This is a genomic window from Streptomyces sp. NPDC051776 (genome assembly GCF_040681345.1).
Classification (GTDB): domain Bacteria; phylum Actinomycetota; class Actinomycetes; order Streptomycetales; family Streptomycetaceae; genus Streptomyces.
Genome location: NZ_JBFAYQ010000018.1, coordinates 106,080 through 124,310, shown reverse-complemented (window position 1 = coordinate 124,310; position 18,231 = coordinate 106,080). Strand labels below are relative to the sequence as shown.

Here is an 18,231-nt window from a genome sequence, read left to right as displayed (position 1 = left end):
ATCTTCGTTTGTCCACACACCAACCGATGATCACGCGATGGCCGTACCCGTTCCCAGCCGGGTTCGCCACAAGATCGCGAAGTCAGACTGGAGTACTAGCCCAACGCGTCGGTCAATCAGGGTGTTGTCGAGATCGAAAAGGGCCAGCACACGGCAAGGCTACCCCTCGTGCTGAACACAAGGTGAGTCCAATCAGTAAGTGCTGGGACGAACAGATTGCTGTCAACCGAGATGGTTGCATTGGCTATCTGGCGAGCGAAGTGACGGCTGGCCCGAACTATGCCGACCTCGCCGCGCTACTGAGGTTGCTGGCCCGTCACTGCGAGAGCCTCGTGGAGCACATACCGATATGCGCTTCACCTCCGCCCTGAAGGACGGAGCACTGCACAAGGTCAGAGGTAGATCCCACTGATAGATGGTGCAGCGGGGCACCGCCAGACACATTCCCCCGCCCTTCTTTGGAAGACGCGCCGAGGGACGTCCTCCAAGGACGGTCACTCGGGTGCATCATGGGTTTTGCTGAAATATAACGTCTCAGGTGGGCGATCGAGGAGGCCGGGCGAGTGGACGTGCTTATGGCAGCCGGTGGCATCAGCGGTACCTATGCTGACGCGCTCATGTACACCTGGTTTCTGCTGGTGAGCCTGTCTACCGCTTACGTCGCATTCGATGCGTTCACCAAAAACCCTGAACTAACCGTAATGAAGTGGGGCTGGGTGCTGGTAACCCTCTACATCGGTCCGATCGGTGCTGCACTCTATGCGCTCTCCTGTCAGGAACCTAAGCCGGGGACCCACGAGCGGTTCGTGGCACCCTTGTGGAAGCAGGCCTTTGGATCGACCATCCACTGCTTGGCCGGTGATGCCACCGGCATCATGATGGCAGCCGTCATTGCATCATTGATCGGCCTCCCTGCCTGGGCCGATAGCCTACTCGAATACGTGGTGGGCTTCGGCTTCGGCCTGCTCGTCTTTCAGGCCTTATTCATGCGCGACATGCTTGGCGGAAGCTACCGCCGTGCCGTTCGTGCGACGGTGTTCGCGGAGTGGCTCTCAATGAACTGCGTGATGGGCGCCATGGTGGCGGTGATCGTAATCATCCGGAGCCACGTTCCTGGAACTGAAGACGCTGCCAGTGTGCGCTTTTGGACGACCTTCTCCCTCGCCGTGCTGGCTGGACTGATGTTTGCCTACCCGGTCAATGTCTGGCTGGTGTACAACCACCTGAAGCATGGGATGGGGACTGTCCGTGTACTAGGCAAGGGAGGAGAACCCGTCCAAAAGTCGGCAGCAGCAGGGGATCCAGCCAGCGCTGGAAGGATCATGTCACAACCGGAGCTAACGCGGGAACAAAAGGCCGCCATGGCGACCCTCACACTCGTCTTTCTGTCATCCGGCGTGCTTTTGGCCGCAATCTTCGGGTATCTCGACTGAATTAGGGACGCAGCGCGACTTCAGAGGTTTTACTGCGTGGGTGACAGCCAGGGCTTCGATGTGGCTGCAGGATGGCCGGTTTGCGGTTATCACGCTGTGACGGCTGCTATTGGCGGTGTAGACCACGAACGCCTCCCGGACCAGCGGCAATGCCAGCCTGCATCACGATCGCGAACTGGCACTCCGTGCCCCTACCGCCAAGTAGCGCGTATGCGAGCGGTATGCGTCACACCGAGCAACCATCCCGGGCCCGCCGAAATCTCCCAGTAACCAACCCCCTGCCCGGGCCAAGAAGTCTGGGCAGCCACACCGTCCTCTGCACCGCCCGTACGCGCGCCGATGCTGCGGGGCCCGGCGCGTCCCGAACGACGCCACCGACACCCTGCACGGTGCCGACACTGACTCCGCAGTGTGACGTCATGAGGCTCCGCGAGGGGGGCAGGAGCAACCTCCTTACCCGGGGCCGTGGGCCATGTGTGGGCCAGCGCCCTCACCAGAGAGTGCGAAGTCGCTCCTGACCAGGAGGTTCTTACTGCACGCTTGACGCTCTTGAAAACCGTCGTGGCAGCGATGTCACCGTGGGTTCAAATCCCACACCCTCCGCAGACGAACGGCCCCTGACCAGCGAGATTGGTTAGGGGCCGTTGGCAAATCAATTTGCTGCGTCTGCCCGAGCAGTACGGCTAGCGCTCAGGACCTGTGTCACATCCCGGCCGGGGTTCGTTGGGCTCTTGGCGGCGTACTGCGATGTCAGTTCGGAGGCAGCCGTCATGCTCTCGGCCTGGGGGAAGTACCCATGCAGCTCGATCTGGGACGGGCGTGTTTCCGGTCTCGTTGAGCAATTGGGTCAGGGTGCGGTGGGTGAACTTGGAGACGCCGATGGCCGATCGGCTCAGACCTGCTCGGTGGGGCGTACGAGCAGCTCGGCGACGGCCACGTGCCGGGGGCGGGTGACGATGTAGCCGACGGTGTCGGCGACGTCCTGGCTCTGCAGCCGTTCGATGTCCCCCAGGGCGGCGGTGATGTGCTGCTGGATGATGTCGGGGTTATGGGTGCGCAGTTCGGTGTCGACGCTGCCCGGCTCGATGACGGAAACGCGGACGTGCTGGCGTGCCAGTTCCTGGCGCAGTGATTCGCTGAAGGCGCCGACGCCGAACTTGGTGGCGCTGTACACGGCGGACATGGCGTAGGCGTTGCGGCCGGCGAGTGAGCCGATGTTGACGATGTCGGCGACCCGACGCGGTGCCTCGATGGCTGCCTTGACCAGGTGGGGAACGGCCGCGTGGGTGGTGTAGATCAGGCCCATGAGGTTGATGTCGATCATGCGGCGCCAGTCGTTCAGGTCCGCACTGGGTGCGGGCCCGAGCAGCATGAGCCCGGCGTTGTTGACCAGGGTGTCCAGGCGGCCCAGGTTCTCGACGGTCCGCTCGACCGCTTCCGCGGCGGCCTGGGCGGTGGTGATGTCGGAGGGCACGACCAGTGCCTTGCCACCGGCGTCGGAGATTTCCGCGGCGAGGCCCGTGAGCCGGTCCGTGCGTCGGCCGACCAGGGCTATGGAGGCCCCCTCGCGGGCAAGCTCCAGGGCGGTGGCGTGGCCGATACCGCTGGATGCTCCGGTCACCAGGGCAACGGTTCCTTCAAGACGACGGGTCATCGTTCAAACCTTTCGATACGCGGCACGTCACCTTGCTGCGGGCCGTGCGGGATGGAGGGGAAGACAGCCGTACTGGCGCGGGCTGTACTCGGGTAGCGGCCCCTCAATGCTGGGGCCAAGGGCAGAATGGGGAAGTGAGCACCACTGGGCGGAAGACCGTCAATACCAAGGGCCAGGAGACCAAAATCGAGGGAGACCTACCACCGCGCGAGCGCCTGGTTCGGGCCGCGTCGCGGCTGTTCTATTACGAGGGCGTGCGCGCGATCGGCGTGGAGCGGCTGATCGCCGAGGCCGGGGTGACGAAGGCGACGTTCTACCGGCACTTCGCCTCCAAGGACGACCTCGTCATCGCCTATCTGCTGACCAAGGACGCCTACTACAAGGAGGTGGCCGAACCGCTCGCCGCCGGGCACCCGCCCGCGGAGGCGATCGACCTGATCTTCGAGGCGATCGCCGAGCACGCCCGTGAGCGCGGCTTTCGCGGATCGCCGTTCCTGAACGCGGCCGCAGAATACCCGGACGCCGACCATCCGGTCCGCGCCCTGGTGATGACCCACCGGGACTGGACCCGCACCCTCTTCCAGGAACTGCTCACCCGGCTCGGTCACGCCGACCCGGAGTCGGCCGCCGGTGCGCTGCTGATGCTGTGCGACGGCGCGATGGCAGCCGGCTACCTGGACGACTCGACGGCCGCCCACAACACCCTGCTGAACGCGGTCCGGCTCATCCGATCGGGCGCCTGACCCCACCGGGGCCAGGCGAAACACCGGCCCTCTGCTGGACCCCGGACAAGCCGGGGCGCGGGTTGGCTTCATGGAGCTTTTCATCTCTGTTCGACGTGCACCGGGCCCCCACTGGCAGTTGCTTGCCTGGTGGCGGCCCGGCCAGGGCCGCGACGCCACCATGAGAGGTAGGAAGACCGGTCGCTCTCCCTGTTGACGATAACCCCACGGACGTCCACGCGCCAGCGGGTGCCCCGTTTGTGGGATCCCTCACTGGCCGCCCTGGCCATCGGCGGCAGCCTGCTCGTGCTGGCCGGCGTACTCCATACGGACGTTGCACTCGGCCCGCCCCCTGGGCGTTGCCGGGCGAACCCGCTGAGCCTGGACGTTGCCGGGCGAACCCGCTGAGCCAGCGCCTCGCGTGGCCAGCAGGGAGTGGGAGTGGCACAACGTTGACCTGCTTGGCCGAATCAAGCCTCTGACTGATCGGTAACGAGCCCGCTGACCAGTGGAAAGACGATGTGACACAGCTTCGAAGCCAAGCGGACTCACGAGTTGGGGCGTGCATACGGGCTGGCGCCCTTGCGCCAGGTAGCCACACGCGCACAGGGCGGCGGCAGCGCGCGGCCCCCTTCGGCTCACGTGGCGGCCTCGGTGCGTGAGCAGACAATGGGTGATGAGGGGCAGCGACGTGCCGGCCGTCCAGGAGGCAGCCAGGCGTCAGGAGGCAGCCATGCGCCAGACCAATCTCGCCGGGGAGTCGGCCGACTACATCAAGGCCCGCGAGGAGCTGCGCCAAGCCGAGATCGAACTGATGCATCATCGCGAACGCGTCGCCGACCTGCGCCGTCGGCTCCCACTGGGGCCCGTCGCCGACGACTACGCCTTCGAGGAAGGACCTGCGGACCTGGACGGCGGTGACGCGCCGACGCGGACCGTACGACTGAGCGAGTTGTTCACCCGGCCCGGGCGCGAGATGGTGGTCTACCACTTCATGTACGGCAAGCGGCAGACCGACCCCTGCCCCATGTGCACGATGTGGATCGACGGTTTCAACGGAGTCGCCCACCACCTCGCGCAGAACGTGGACCTCGCGATCGTCGCCGCGGCCGGTCTGCCCGCTCTGCGCGCGCACGCCAGAAACCGGCGGTGGACGAACCTGCGTCTGCTCAGCGCCGGAGCGAGCTCCTTCAAGTACGACCTGGGCAGCGAGGACGCCGAGGGCAACCAGGACTCGACCGTGTCGGTGTTCACCCGCGACGGCAACGGGTCGGTGCGCCACTTCTACTCGGTGCACCCGAGGATGTCCGACGCCATCGACCAGCGCGGCATCGATCTGCTCACCCCGGTGTGGCACATCCTCGACCTCACCCGCCGAGGCCGCGACGACTGGATCGCCGCGCTCGACTACTGATGCTGCGCTGAGCCCCGGTTCTTGACCCACCGACCACGCACGACGCAGGCCCCGAAAACGCATGGCGGCCCGTCGGCGGGACTGCATAGACTGCCGTTCGTCCGTGCTGGATCGGGAGCGGAGAAGAGCAAGGGAGGTGAGGTTGATGACCGCGCTCACGGCCACCGTGCGCAGCACCCGGGTCTCCCTCACGTCCCGGATCGTGGCCTGACGTCATCCGGCCGGAGCAGCAGAGGAACGGCGCCGGCTCCACGGCCATCCGCGCGGCCCTGGCTGCGGGTAGGGACAGGGGCGAGTACTACGTCGTCGTTCTGGGACACCCGGAGTACTACCCCCGGTTCGGATTCGTCCGCGCTTCCGCCCACGGCATCGGCCTGACCATCGACGTCCCGGACGCGGCCCTGATGGCCCTCACCCTCGACGCCGGTCGCCCGCTGCCCAGCGGAACCGTCCGCTACGCCGCGCCGTTCGGCATCTGAGACAGCCTGCTGCGCGGGGGCGCTGCCACGCGCTCCCGCGGCGCGGCCTACGAGCGCTGCGGCTGGGTGCAGGCAGGCTGCGACTGGGACATGCGCGGTTCGGCGCCCGCGGTTCGGCGCCCGCGGTCCGGCCACGCGGTCCGGCCACGCGGTCCGGTGCCCGCGGGGGCGGCGACCGCGGTTCGGCCCCCGCGGGCGTGGCACCTTCCGGCCGCTCCACCGGGCGGGCGACCCGGCATGCGCCGGGGGCCAGGGCCGGGGCGGGCTCCGGCCCCGGCCGCCGTTACGAAGCGCCCGGCCGGGGTACCGCGGGAAGCCCGAACAGCACGCGACCGACCCGGCGAGAAGTTCCGTCGAGGGGGCGAGAACACATGAGCACCGAGCGCCCGGACAACCCCGCGACCAGGCATCCGCGGCCCGAATTCCCCCAGCAGGACCAGGAGCCGCCCGGCCTGACCGAGCACATGGAGCCCGAGCCCGACCATGGCGAGACCTCCTACCGCGGCAGCGGCCGCCTCCAGGGCCACCGCACGCTCATCACCGGGGGAGACTCCGGTATCGGCCGTGCGGTGGCCATAGCCTTCGCCCGGGAAGGTGCCGACGTGGCCTTCAGCCATCTGCCGGAGGAGGAGAAGGACGCGGGGGAGACGGCACGCCTCGTCGAGGAGGCAGGGCGCCGGGCGGTCGCGGTGGCATGCGACGTCCGCGACGAGAAGGAATGCCGGCGCCTGGTCGACCGGGTCGTGGAGGAGTTCGGCGGACTCGAGGTCCTCGTGAACAACGCGGCCTACCAGATGTCCCAGCCCGAAGGGATCGAGGACATCTCGACGGAGCAGTTCGACCGTGTGATGCACACGAATCTCTACGCCATGTTCTGGCTGTGCAAGATGGCCCTCCCCCATATGAAGGCGGGCGCCAACATCATCAACACCACGTCGGTGCAGGCGTACAAACCGAGCACCCACCTCTTGGACTACGCCACCACCAAGGGCGCGATCGTCACGTTCACCCAGGGCCTCGCGGGGAATCTCGCCGAGCGCGGTATCCGCGTCAACGCCGTGGCGCCCGGTCCCGTGTGGACTCCGCTCATCCCCGCGACCCTGCCGGACACGGAGAAGTTCGGCCGTCAGGCACCGCTCGGACGCGCCGCCCAGCCCGTGGAGATGGCTCCCGCGTACGTGTTCCTCGCTTCTCCGGAGGCGAGCTACATCACGGCCGAGATCGTCAACGCGACGGGCGGTACGCCTCTGCCCTGAGCGACTACGCCTCTGCCCTGAGCGAAGGCGCCGGGACCCCTGCCCGGCACCCGCGGTACGACGGCACGGCGGTACGGCAGTACGGCGTGAGATGCTCCGCAGATGTTTCCGCAGACCGACCGACTCTCCCTGCGACGCTTCCGGCCTGAGGACGCGCCCGCGCTCGCCGCGTACCGCTCCGATCCGGAAGTCGCCCGCTACCAGAGCTGGGCCTCGCCGGTCCCGGTCGAGGCCGCGGACGCGCTCGTACGGTCCTACGCCGCAGGCGACCCCGCTGAGCCGGGGTGGTTCCAGTACGCGGTGGAGCTGAAGGCCCACGGCGCACTGGTCGGGGACGTGGCTGTATGTCTGCACGAGAACCGGATGCAGGCCGAGATCGGATTCACCATCGCGCCGGACCGGCAGGGCCGGGGTTACGCCACCGAGGCGGTCGGCGCGATGCTGCGGGAGCTGTTCGATGAGCGAGGCCTGCACCGGGTTTCCGCGGAGTGCGACGCGCGCAACACGGCCTCCGCACGGCTTCTGGAGCGCATGGGCTTCCAACGCGAGGGAAGGCGGCCCGAGTTCACTTGGCTCAAGGGGGAGTGGACCGACGACCTGCTCTTCGGGCTGCTCGCCGAACGGTGGCGTGCGCTCACCGCGTAGGCCGCCGACAGCGGTGGGACGGCCGGACCGTGTCCCGGTCCGGCCGTCCCGTGCGTCGACCGCGTACGCCCGTCAGGCGTTCAGCCAGGAGCCGGTGAGCCGCTGGACCGCGGAGCCGTCCGCGTCGGCCAGCTTCACCGCGGTGAATTCGGCCGCCCAGTCGGACGTCTGGTAGCGGAAGCGGGGTTCGGCGTCGGTCAAGGGGCGGATGACCGCCTCCGCGCACTCCTCCGCGGTCTGGGAGGTCGAGGCGTCGTAGGCCTCGGCGGTCCGTGCGAGGTAGCTGTTGATCACCGGCTGGTAGTCGCCGGCGCCGGCGATCATGGCCTCGACGTCGCGGTCCGCGCGGACGTTGCTGACGAACTCGGTGACGACGGCGCCCGGTTCGACGACGCTCACCGTGACCCCCAGCTTGCCCGCGACCGGGGCGAGGCTCTCCATCCACCCCTCGACGGCGAACTTCGCGGCGCAGTACGCCTCGTTGAACGGCTGGGCCACCACTCCCCCGACGCTCGTCACCGTGATGAGGCGGCCCTGTGAGGCGCGCAGGTGCGGCATGACGGCCTTGGACACCTGGACGACGCCGAAGAAGTTGACCTCCATGACCCTCCGGACGTCGTCCACGTCCTCCAGTTCTATGGTGCCGAGGTGTCCGGCGCCCGCGTTGTTGATCACCGCGTCCAGCCGCCCGTAGTCGGCGATGACGCTCTCGACGCAGGCCGCGACCGAAGCGGGGTCGACGACGTCGAGCCGCCGGATGTCGGCCCCGGGCAGCGCCTCGCGCAGCGGGCCCGCCTTGTCCGTGTCGCGCATGGTCGCGACGACCTGGTAACCGGCCTTGGCGGCGAGGACGGCGGCGGCCCGGCCGATGCCGGTGGAGGTGCCGGTGATGAGGACGACCTTCATGGTGTGCTCCTGTGCTTTTCGTGGTTGCGGAGGGGGAGGGAATGCGGAGAGGTGCGGGGAGGGGATGCGGAGAGATGCGGTTCCGGATGGGTGCGACCGGTGCCGGCCGGACGTCAGTTGTTGACTCGATCCATCAGCTGCTCGGGGTAGCGCAGTCCAGCGGCCGCGCCCGGCGGCAGGGCCGCGTCGAGCGCTGCGAGGTGTGCGGCGCCGAGGCGTACATCCGCGGCGGCCGTGTTCTCCTCGAGGTACGCGATGCGCTTGGTGCCGGGGATCGGGACGACGTCATCGCCCTGGTGCAGCAGCCAGGCGAGGGCGAGCTGGGTGGGGGTGATCCCGATGTCGGACGCGAGGGCCCGGACCTGCTCGGCCAGGCGGAGATTGCGGCGCAGGTTCTCGCCCTGGAAGCGCGGGTCGACCCGGCGGTAGTCGTCCTCGGCGAGCGTGGCGAGGTCCGTGACCGCGCCGGAGAGGAATCCGCGGCCCACGGGGGAGTACGGGACGAGGGCGATGCCCAGCTCACGCGCGGTGGGCAGGATGTCCGCCTCGACGGAGCGCTCCCACAGCGAGTACTCGGTCTGGAGGGCGGCGACCGGGTGGACCGCGTGGGCCCGGCGCAGGGTGTCGGCGCTGACCTCGGACAGCCCGATGTGGCGGACCTTTCCGGCGGCCACGAGCTCGGCCAGGCCGCCGACGGTGTCCTCGATCGGTACCTGCGGGTCGCGGCGGTGCACGTAGTACAGGTCGATGTGGTCGAGGCCCAGGCGGGTGAGCGAGGCGTCGACCGCCAACTTGGCGTACCCGGGGGTCGAGTCGACGGTGACGGTGTTGCCCTGCCGGCGGGCACCGAACTTGGTGGCCACGACGGCCTCGTCGCGCCGGCGGCCGGCCAGGGCACGGCCGAGCAGTTCCTCGTTGTGGCCGGAGCCGTAGACGTCCGCGGTGTCGAGCAGGTTCACGCCCAGGTCGAGAGCGCGGTGGATGGTGGCGATCGACCGGGTGTCGTCGGTGGCGCCGTAGAACTCGGACATGCCCATCAGGCCGAGGCCGAGAGGGTGGACCGTCGGTCCGCCGGTGCCCAGAGTGCGCTGCTTCATGGTGCGGCTCCCGCTGTGTCGGGTGAGGAGGGCGTGGGGTGCGCGCCTCGCTGACACGAAGAAGTTATGATGCATAACCATCATTGTCAATTCTGGTTGTGCCCAACCAGTTCCCTTAGGCTGTGACCATGGCTTCTGCGCGCGACCCGCTGTCCTCCGAGGTGATCGCCCTCTTCGCAAAGATCACGACGCGCTACAGCCGGGAGTACGAGGCCGCCGCCGCCCAGCACGACATCACGCCGCAGCAGGTCAAAGTGCTCCTCGCCCTGGACGAGACGCCGCTGCCGATGCGGCGGATCGCCGAGCGGGTGGGCGCCGAGCCGTCCAACCTCACCGGCGTCATCGACCGCCTCCAGGCCCGCGGCCTCGTCGAGCGCCGTCCCGACCCGAACGACCGGAGGGTCAAGCTGCTCGCCACCACCGACGCAGGGAAGGCCACGGCCAAGGACCTTCAGGAACGGCTGCGCTTCGCGAGCGACCCGCTGGTCGCCCTCGGGCAGGACCAGCGGCGCGAACTGCGGGATCTCCTGCGGCTCATGGCCGATTCATAGAGTTCGCCTCATGGAGTTCGCCGGTGCGGGGAGTTCGAGCGAACACCGTACGGAACAAGCGGAAGGGGCGCCCGGACCCGCCGGACGCCCCCTCCCCACTCCCGCTCCGGGGGTACGCGGGAGATCCGGCTCACTCGCAAGGGCAAGCCGGAGCACTGGGGCGACGAGGCGCGTGAGGCTCGCGGCGACGGGCCGGCGCCTGACTCGCTCGTCGTCCTGAGGATGGCACCGTCGGGACTAGGGACCTGCCTAGGGTCTGCCGTCACAGCGGGCGTCGGACCGCACGGCGTCCGCTGTTCCCGCCTCCCTGTTCCGGCCGTCCTTGTTCCTGCTGCCCCTGTTCCGGCCGCCCCCGGAGCGTGTGCCGGGCCGCCGAGGCGATGGTGGCGCGGGCTTCGCGCCCGGTGAGGCCCGTGCTGCGGGCGGCGTCGGTCAGGTCGCGGGCCAGGTCCGCGCCGAGCCCGCTCTCGTAGGCCCGGCAGGCCGCCCAGAAGAGCCGGTCGTTCCGCTGCCCCGGCTGCGAATCCCGTACGAATCGGATGAGTGCGGTTGCGTCCGGGCCCGGTGCGCAGGGGCCCAGGTGCCCGGCCGCGTACGGATCCGGGTGCCGCGGTGGCGCGCGGTGCGGCGGCGGTACGAGCAGGCGCAGCAGCGCGCCCGGCACGGGTGCCGGCCGGATCGGGCCCGGGGCGAGCCGGTAGACCCCCCAGGTGGTGTACGAGCCCGGGCCGACCAGATAGCCGCCGCTTCCGCGCACGTCGATGCCGGGCGCGAGGCGGCCGGCCGAGTTCGGTACGGGGCGGCCGGGCGGGCCGGTCAGCCACAGATGGCGGCCGCCGCTGGGCGTGAGGACGGTGACGGTGCGGGGGACGGTGAAGCCGTGTTCGCAGGCGAGCCGCCGCAGTGAGGCGAGGCTGTCCGTGCCGTTCTTGACGTCCAGGTCGAGCCCGATGAGGTGGTGCGGGGCGCGGCCGCAGGCGATGCCGTAGCCCGTCGCCCACGGCGCGGCGGCGAAGAGAGCCAGGACCGTCTCTGGGTCGGTCGTCGCGTCGTGGATGCCGTGGCCGACCCGACCGCATTCGCCCGTGCACCGGACGGGTGCGGGGTCCGCGTGGTGGGGGGAGCGCACGGCCGGCAGCTTTCCGCGGGTCAAGGGGATCACGGGCAGGCCGAGCGCCGCCGCGGCGAGGGCGTGGCGGCGCGGGCCGGCCGGAGGAGTACCTGACGGTGGCCAGGGCGTGGCGGGCGAAGCCATACCCCATATTTTCGTTCACATGTTCGAGTCTGGAAAGGGTGCCTTCTCTTCCTCACTCGAAGGAGGGGTGCGGTGGTGGGGCTCCCCCTGGGGCCCGCCCGGCGCGCGGTGCGAGCCGCGGCTTCCGGGTGCGCGCGAGGTTTGCCGTCCCGCTCTCACGCGTGCGGGCGAATTGGGTCGTCCCGGGCTTTCTTCTCACATTTCGTGGGCAACTCTGGGCTGCGCGACGTCGTCGCAGCGCGAAGGCGGCCGGCCAACTGCCGCGTAGCACCCAGGACTTCCGCTCATGGAGGACACACATGGCAAGCATCCGTACCGCCCGCGGCCTCGCCGCCGTCGCCTCGCTGCCACTGGCGGCCGCCCTGTTCACGGGTGTGGCGCAGGCCGAGAACGGGCCGTCCGCGGGCGACGGATCGAACGCGAGTACCGCCGCGGTCGTGGGCAGCGGGGCCAGGGGCGGCAACGCGGGCAACTCCACCACGGTGCAGCAGGTCTCGACGGGCGCCGGCGCCTCGAACCAGAACAGCACCGCGAGCGTGAAGGACGCGGAGGGCACCACCATCGACCAGTCCACGCACGATGTCTCGGTGTACTTCAGCAAACTGAAGTGAGCGGGGGGTCTCACGGTCACCGGGGAGGGTGAACGGTTCGCGCGGCGGTACCTGCGAGGTGCCGCCGCGCAGCCGTGTCCGGCTCCGGCCAGTACGGTCCGCGACCTTGACACCGCTCCTTATCTGACGGACAGTCAGAAAATTGACCGGTGGTACGGCGCAGGGGGTGGGGTGGGAGTGGACGACGGCCTGTACGAGCGGATCACGGCGTACGAGGGGCAGCCCGCCGCGACCGGAGGGCAGGGGCGCGACCCGGTCAACGAGCCCATGATCAGGCACTGGTGCGAGGCCATGGGCGACACCAGTCCCGCCTACCCCGCCGTCGCCCCGCCCACGATGCTGCAGGCATGGACCATGGCCGGGCTGTCCGGGCCGCGGAGGACCGGGGCGTACATCGAACTGCTGGAGCTTCTGGACGAGGCCGGATTCACCTCCATCGTGGCCACCGACTGCGAGCAGGAGTACCTGCGCCCGCTCCGCCCCGGCGACCGCATCGGCTTCGACGCCGTGATCGAGTCCGTGTCCCCGCGGAAGACGACGAAGCTCGGCCCGGGCCACTTCGTGACCACGCGCATGGACATCACGGCCGACGGCGAGCCCGCGGGCACCCACCGCTTCCGCGTCCTCAAGTACGCGCCCGCGCAGCGGAGGTCCCGTGCGGAAGAGGCCGGATCACAGGACCGGGCCGCCAGGCGGCCGCGGCCCGTGATCAATCGCGACAACGCCGGCTTCTGGGAGGGCGTCGCACGCCACGAACTCCTCCTCCAGCGCTGCACCCGCTGCGGGACGCTCCGCTTCCCCTGGCTCCCCGGGTGCAACGCGTGCGCGTCGGCCGACTGGGACACGGTCCGCGCCTCCGGCTCCGGCACCGTCCACAGCTACGTCGTCATGCACCACCCGCCGTTCCCCGCCTTCGACCCTCCCTATGCGGTGGCTCTGGTCGAACTGGCCGAGGGTGTCCGGATGATCAGCAACGTCACCGGGGTGCCGTACGACAAGGTCCGGATCGGCATGCCGGTGGAGCTCGAATTCCACGCCGCTGACGAGGAGTTGACCCTTCCCGTCTTCCGCGGAAGCGAGGGCTGAACCCATGACGCGCCCCCCCGGAAACCCGCCCGGCCCCGTCGGCACGACGCGGTCGCCCGGCCCCCGCGGTACGACGCGGCCCGGCGAAGAACTCCCGCCCCTGCGCGTCCCCGTCACCCGCACGCTCATCGTCGCCGGAGCCATCGCCTCCCGCGACTACCAGGACGTGCATCACGACGCGGAAGCGGCCCGGGCGAAGGGCTCCCCCGACATCTTCATGAACATCCTCACCACCAATGGCCTCGTCGGCCGGTACATCACCGACCACTTCGGGCCGCGGGCGCAGCTGCGCAAGGTGGCCATCCGCCTGGGCGTGCCCAACCACCCCGGCGACGAAATGGTGCTGACCGGCACCGTCACGTCCGTGGACGACGGGTTCGCCGAGGTCAGGGTGACCGGCACCAACAACCTCGGCCACCACGTCACCGGCACGGTCACCGTGGAACTCCCCCGCAGTGCCCCGGACATGGCGGACCAGCAGAACCCGGAGGCGAGGGCATGAGCGTCCGCGGCCGGAACAGCCTGGGCGGAAGGACGGCCATCGCCGGCATCGGCGCCACGGAGTTCTCCAAGAACTCCGGCCGCAGCGAGCTGAAGCTCGCGGTCGAAGCGGTGCATGCGGCCCTGGACGACGCCGGGCTCGTCCCCGCCGACGTCGACGGCATGGTCACCTTCACCATGGACACCAGCCCCGAGATCACCGTGGCGCAGGCGGCCGGCATCGGTGAACTCTCATTCTTCTCCCGGATCCACTACGGCGGTGGCGCGGCCTGCGCCACCGTGCTGCAGGCGGCCATGGCCGTCGCCACCGGCCAGGCGGACGTGGTGGTCTGCTACCGCGCGTTCAACGAGCGGTCCGGCCGCCGTTTCGGTTCGGGCGTGCAGCATCGTGAACCCTCGGCCGAGGGCGCCGCGCTCGGCTGGTCGCTGCCCTTCGGTCTGCTCACCCCCGCCTCCTGGGTCGCCATGGCGGCGCAGCGCTATCTCCACACGTACGGGCTGACACCCGAGGTTTTCGGTCATGTCGCTGTCACCGACCGCAGGTACGCGGCCACCAACCCGGCCGCGTACTTCCACGGGAAGCCGATCACGCTCGACGACCACGCCGCCTCCCGCTGGATCGTCGAGCCGCTGCGGCTGCTCGACTGCTGCCAGGAGACGGACGGTGGGCAGGCGATCGTCGTGACGTCGATGGAGCGGGCACGCGACCTGCGCAACCCACCCGCCGTCATCACGGCCGCTGCCCAGGGTGCCGGCCGGGCGCAGGAGCAGATGACCGGCTTCTACCACGGCCCTCTCACGGGCCTGCCCGAGTCGGGCGTCGTCGCACGCCGTCTGTGGAACGGGAGCGGGCTGGGCCCGGGCGACATCGACGTCGCGATCCTCTACGACCACTTCACCCCGTTCGTACTGATGCAGCTCGAGGAGTTCGGCTTCTGCCCCCGTGGTGAGGCCGGTGCCTTCGTCGCCGCCGGCGACCTGCCGCTCAACACTCACGGCGGCCAGCTCGGCGAGGCGTATCTGCACGGGATGAACGGCATCGCCGAGGCCGTGCGGCAGGTGCGCGGCAGCGCCGTGAACCAGATTGCGGGAGCTAGCACGGTTCTGGTGACGGCGGGAACCGGAGTTCCGACATCCGGGCTTCTCATTGGTGCTTCCGGCTGACTTCGATCAGCCAGGTCGCGTGTCTGGCGCTTCTCCGGGTTGCGTGCACCGTTCACTCGCCCTATGGAACGACGAAAGAAGATCATTCAATATGTGGTCGCGCTGTTCGCGGCCCTGGCCGCAGTGCTCGGCGGGCTCTTCGCCGGGGGAGCCGCGGCGAAGGACCCGGGCGACGGCGACCCGCTCTCCAAGGGCGCGGAGGTCTTCACCGGGCTGGGCTTCGACACCTGCGAGGCCCCGTCCCTCGGTTCCATGAACGCCTGGCGGAAATCCCACTACCGGGCCGTCGGCGTCTACTTCGCCGGCCGGGGCCGCGCCTGCAAGACGCAGGCCAACCTGGGCCGCCGCTGGATCCACGAGGTGGACAGAACCGGCTGGAGCATCCTCCCGCTCTACGTCGGCTCGCAGTCCCCCTGCGTGCTGAACGAGAAGAAGAAGACGGTGCCCATCGACGGGGACCCGTGGACCCTGGGCACGGAGGAGGGGCGCGACGCCGTCGAGAGCGCCGCCGAACTCGGCATGCTGGAGCGCAGTGCCCTCTACCTCGACGTCGAAGCGTACGACCAGCGCGACACCGCATGCGCCGAGCACACCCTCTCCTTCATCCGCGCATGGAGCCGCGAGGTGCGCCGCCAGGGCTACTTCCCCGGCTTCTACAGCAGTTCCACCTCGGGGGTGGAGCACGTCGAGAGCGCGCGCCGCAGCGGAGTGCGGGACCTGCCCGACATCATGTGGTTCGCCCGCTGGAACGTGTCACCGTCGCTCTACGACGAACCGGTGCTGGACCGCACCGCGTGGGCCCCGCATCGCCGCATCCACCAGTACAAGGGCAACCTCGTTGAGACGTACGGCGGCGTGACGATGAAGGTCGACCCGAATCTGGTGGACGCGCCCGTCGCGGTCGTCGACCGGGACGAACCCGCCGCCTAGAGACGGACGTTGACGCGTACCCTTCGTACACGCCTCCGTACGTACCGGATCACCCGCACATCGACTCCGACCGCGACCCCCGACCCGGGGGCGGAGACCGCTCCACCTGAGGGAGGTAGGGCTCGCACCGTGCGTACAACCTGAGGCTGACCCCTCAAAGGGACCTGCGGGCGATCCCCCGGCACCCTCCGCGCTCCTAGGTTTGGCGCATGACCACGCCAGTCTGCACGAGCGCCACCACAGCACTGTTCCCGTCGTTCTCGTCCTATGTACGGGCACGCGGGCCCGTCCTGCTGCGCACCGCACGCTCGCTCACCGCGAACCCCTGCGATGCCGAGGACCTGCTGCAGACCGCGCTGACGAAGACGTACCTGGCCTGGGAGCGGATCGAGGACCACCGGGCGCTCGACGGGTACGTGCGACGTGCCCTGGTGAACACCCGCACCTCGCAGTGGCGCAAGCGCAAGGTCGACGAATTCGCCTGCGACGAGCTGCCCGAGCCCTATGCCGCCCCGGCCCCGGACCCCGCGGAACAGCAGCTCCTCCACGACGCCATGTGGCGTGCGATATCCCGGCTTCCCGACCGCCAGCGCGCGATGGTCGTCCTCCGGTACTACGAGGACCTGAGCGAGGCCCAGACCGCCGAGGTGCTCGGTGTCTCGGTCGGCACGGTCAAGAGCGCCGTCTCCCGTGCCCTCTCCAAGCTGCGCGAGGACCCCGAACTGGGCTGTGCCGCCTGAACCGACCTCCGGACGTGGGACACCCCACACCGGCACGGTTGTGCGCGGAGTAGTGACATACCGCTTGGTATGGAAGCAGAATCTGCTCACCACTACCTTCGCGTAACCGCGACCTCGGGAGGCCACGGTGTACAGCTCGATGCAGGATGTACCGCTGACAGTGAGCCGCATCCTGCGGCACGGATCGACCGTTCACGCCGGCTCGCTCGTCACCACATGGACCGGGGAGGGCGAACCCGAGCGTCGTACGTTCGCCGAGACCGGGGCCCGCGCCGCGCAGCTCGCGCATGCGCTCCGTGACGAGCTGGGGGTCGTCGGCGACCAGCGCATCGCGACACTCATGTGGAACAACAGCGTCCACCTCGAGGCCTATCTGGCCATCCCCTCCATGGGTGCGGTCCTGCACACCCTCAACCTCCGCCTCCCGGCCGACCAGCTCACCTGGATCGTCAACCACGCCGCCGACCGCGTGATCATCGTCAACGGCACACTGCTCCCGCTTCTCGCCCCGCTGCTGTCCGGGCTGGTGTCGGTCGAGCACGTCGTCGTCGCCGGGCCCGGCGACCGTGCCGTCCTCGACGGCGCCCGAGCCCGTGTCCACGACTACGAGGAACTGATCGCCGGCCGGCCCACCGACTTCGACTGGCCCGACCTCGACGAGCGCGAGGCCGCCGCCCTCTGCTACACCTCCGGCACGACCGGCGACCCCAAGGGCGTCCTCTACAGCCAGCGCTCGCTCTATCTGCACTCGATGCAGGTCAACAGCGCCGAGGCGTTCGGGCTCACCGGACGCGACACCGCCCTGCCCGTCGTGCCGATGTTCCACGTCAACGCCTGGGGCCTGGCGCACGCCTCCTTCCTGGCGGGCACCTCGCTGCTGATGCCCGACCGCTTCCTGCAGCCGGCCCCGCTCGCCGAGATGATCGAGACCGAACGGCCCACCGTCGCCGCCGCCGTACCCACCATCTGGCAGGGCTTGCTCGCCGAACTCGACGCCAACAAGCGGGACGTGTCCAGCCTCGGCACGGTCGTCATCGGCGGGGCCACGTGTCCGCCCACACTGATGACGGCCTTCTGGGAGCGGCACGCCATCCGCGTCGTCCACGCCTGGGGCATGACCGAGACCTCGCCGCTCGGTACCGTCTCGCACCCGCCCGCCGGGGTCAGCGAGGAGGAGGCGTGGCCGTACCGCTTCAGCCAGGGCCGCCTGTGCTCCTCCGTCGAACTCCGGCTGTCCGGGCCCGACGGCGGACTCCTGCCATGGGACGGCGAGTCGGCCGGTGAGCTGGAGGTGCGGGGTCCCTGGATCGCGGGCTCGTACTACGGCGGCGCCGGCGCCGACCCCCTGCGGCCCGAGGACAAGTTCACCGAGGACGGCTGGTTGCGCACCGGTGACGTCGGGACGATAACTCCCAATGGCTACCTCAACATCACCGACCGCGCGAAGGATGTCATCAAGTCCGGCGGTGAGTGGATCTCCTCGGTCGAGCTGGAGAACCATCTGATGGCCCACCCGGATGTCGCCGAGGCCGCGGTCGTGGCCGTACCCGATACCAAGTGGGGCGAACGGCCGCTCGCCACCGTCGTCCTGAAGGAGGACGCAACCGCCGACTACGAGTCGCTCAGGACCTGGCTCGGGGAACGGATCGCTCGCTGGCAGGTGCCCGAGCGGTGGGCCGTGATCCCGGCCGTTCCCAAGACGAGCGTCGGGAAGTTCGACAAGAAGGTGCTGCGCAAGCAGTACGCGGACGGGGAGCTCGACGTCACCGAGATGTGACGGCCGCAGG

Annotated in this window: 17 protein-coding genes and 1 pseudogene; 14 read left to right on the top strand and 4 right to left on the bottom strand. The window is 69.4% G+C overall.

The features are described 5' to 3' along the window. Nucleotides 1–563 precede the first annotated feature (563 nt). Complete coding sequence (locus AB0M26_RS16675; protein ID WP_365261045.1) at nt 564–1,433, top strand: DUF4396 domain-containing protein; 870 nt, start codon at nt 564–566, stop codon at nt 1,431–1,433. An 892-nt stretch (nt 1,434–2,325) separates the two neighbouring features. On the opposite strand, the gene AB0M26_RS16670 is transcribed toward AB0M26_RS16675, so the two are convergent. Then, nucleotides 2,326–3,087, bottom strand: coding sequence for an SDR family NAD(P)-dependent oxidoreductase (locus AB0M26_RS16670; RefSeq protein WP_365261042.1), 762 nt, complete (start codon nt 3,085–3,087; stop codon nt 2,326–2,328). Nucleotides 3,088–3,221: 134 nt separating this feature from the next. Here AB0M26_RS16670 and AB0M26_RS16665 point away from each other — a divergent pair, with 134 nt between their 5' ends. The 5 genes and pseudogenes from AB0M26_RS16665 (at nt 3,222) to AB0M26_RS16645 (ending at nt 7,603) form a co-directional block, all read left to right on the top strand. Next, nucleotides 3,222–3,830 carry a helix-turn-helix domain-containing protein gene (locus AB0M26_RS16665; protein ID WP_365261039.1) on the top strand — a complete coding sequence of 203 codons (609 nt, stop codon included), beginning with the start codon at nt 3,222–3,224 and terminating at the stop codon, nt 3,828–3,830. Nucleotides 3,831–4,542: 712 nt separating this feature from the next. Next, nucleotides 4,543–5,223: a DUF899 family protein gene (locus AB0M26_RS16660; protein ID WP_365261037.1), complete on the top strand. Its 681-nt coding sequence runs from the start codon at nt 4,543–4,545 to the stop codon at nt 5,221–5,223. A gap of 215 nt (nt 5,224–5,438) precedes the next feature. Continuing rightward, a pseudogene (locus AB0M26_RS16655) lies at nt 5,439–5,702 on the top strand (GNAT family N-acetyltransferase); the annotation flags it as partial. 371 nt (nt 5,703–6,073) lie between these two features. Next, a complete protein-coding gene (locus AB0M26_RS16650) occupies nt 6,074–6,958 on the top strand; it encodes an SDR family oxidoreductase (protein ID WP_365261034.1) in 885 nt (294 codons plus the stop codon). Nucleotides 6,959–7,060: 102 nt separating this feature from the next. Beyond that, nucleotides 7,061–7,603, top strand: a complete 543-nt coding sequence (locus tag AB0M26_RS16645; RefSeq protein ID WP_365261031.1) for a GNAT family protein — start codon at nt 7,061–7,063, stop codon at nt 7,601–7,603. 72 nt (nt 7,604–7,675) lie between these two features. Here the strand turns inward: AB0M26_RS16645 and AB0M26_RS16640 are convergent, their stop codons facing one another. Together AB0M26_RS16640 and AB0M26_RS16635 are read right to left on the bottom strand one after the other, a co-directional pair. Further along, the gene (locus AB0M26_RS16640) at nt 7,676–8,509 is read right to left on the bottom strand and encodes an SDR family oxidoreductase (RefSeq protein WP_365261028.1); all 834 of its coding nucleotides are present in this window, start codon (nt 8,507–8,509) and stop codon (nt 7,676–7,678) included. A 113-nt stretch (nt 8,510–8,622) separates the two neighbouring features. Further along, the gene (locus tag AB0M26_RS16635) at nt 8,623–9,606 is read right to left on the bottom strand and encodes an aldo/keto reductase (RefSeq protein WP_365261025.1); all 984 of its coding nucleotides are present in this window, start codon (nt 9,604–9,606) and stop codon (nt 8,623–8,625) included. A 128-nt stretch (nt 9,607–9,734) separates the two neighbouring features. Between AB0M26_RS16635 and AB0M26_RS16630 the strand changes: the two genes are divergently transcribed. After that, the gene (locus tag AB0M26_RS16630) at nt 9,735–10,157 is read left to right on the top strand and encodes a MarR family transcriptional regulator (protein WP_365261022.1); all 423 of its coding nucleotides are present in this window, start codon (nt 9,735–9,737) and stop codon (nt 10,155–10,157) included. A 262-nt stretch (nt 10,158–10,419) separates the two neighbouring features. On the opposite strand, the gene AB0M26_RS16625 is transcribed toward AB0M26_RS16630, so the two are convergent. Next, nucleotides 10,420–11,412 (bottom strand): bifunctional DNA primase/polymerase, encoded by a 993-nt coding sequence (locus AB0M26_RS16625; RefSeq protein ID WP_365261019.1) that lies wholly within the window; start codon nt 11,410–11,412, stop codon nt 10,420–10,422. Between the two features lie 299 nt (nt 11,413–11,711). On the opposite strand from AB0M26_RS16625, the gene AB0M26_RS16620 reads away from it, so the two are divergent. The 7 genes from AB0M26_RS16620 to AB0M26_RS16590 all read left to right on the top strand — a co-directional run bounded on the left by AB0M26_RS16620 (nt 11,712) and on the right by AB0M26_RS16590 (nt 18,221). Continuing rightward, nucleotides 11,712–12,023 (top strand): hypothetical protein, encoded by a 312-nt coding sequence (locus AB0M26_RS16620; protein WP_365261016.1) that lies wholly within the window; start codon nt 11,712–11,714, stop codon nt 12,021–12,023. Nucleotides 12,024–12,200: 177 nt separating this feature from the next. Further along, complete coding sequence (locus AB0M26_RS16615) at nt 12,201–13,109, top strand: bifunctional MaoC family dehydratase N-terminal/OB-fold nucleic acid binding domain-containing protein (protein ID WP_365261013.1); 909 nt, start codon at nt 12,201–12,203, stop codon at nt 13,107–13,109. A 4-nt stretch (nt 13,110–13,113) separates the two neighbouring features. Next, nucleotides 13,114–13,611, top strand: coding sequence for a MaoC family dehydratase (locus AB0M26_RS16610; RefSeq protein ID WP_365261010.1), 498 nt, complete (start codon nt 13,114–13,116; stop codon nt 13,609–13,611). Next, the gene (locus AB0M26_RS16605) at nt 13,608–14,774 is read left to right on the top strand and encodes a lipid-transfer protein (RefSeq protein ID WP_365261007.1); all 1,167 of its coding nucleotides are present in this window, start codon (nt 13,608–13,610) and stop codon (nt 14,772–14,774) included. Before AB0M26_RS16610 ends, AB0M26_RS16605 begins: the two co-directional genes overlap by 4 nt. Nucleotides 14,775–14,837: 63 nt before the next feature. Continuing rightward, the gene (locus AB0M26_RS16600) at nt 14,838–15,704 is read left to right on the top strand and encodes a DUF1906 domain-containing protein (protein WP_365261004.1); all 867 of its coding nucleotides are present in this window, start codon (nt 14,838–14,840) and stop codon (nt 15,702–15,704) included. 209 nt (nt 15,705–15,913) lie between these two features. Then, complete coding sequence (locus tag AB0M26_RS16595) at nt 15,914–16,444, top strand: SigE family RNA polymerase sigma factor (RefSeq protein WP_365261001.1); 531 nt, start codon at nt 15,914–15,916, stop codon at nt 16,442–16,444. 127 nt (nt 16,445–16,571) lie between these two features. After that, a complete protein-coding gene (locus AB0M26_RS16590; protein ID WP_365260998.1) occupies nt 16,572–18,221 on the top strand; it encodes a long-chain fatty acid--CoA ligase in 1,650 nt (549 codons plus the stop codon). Nucleotides 18,222–18,231: the final 10 nt, after the last annotated feature.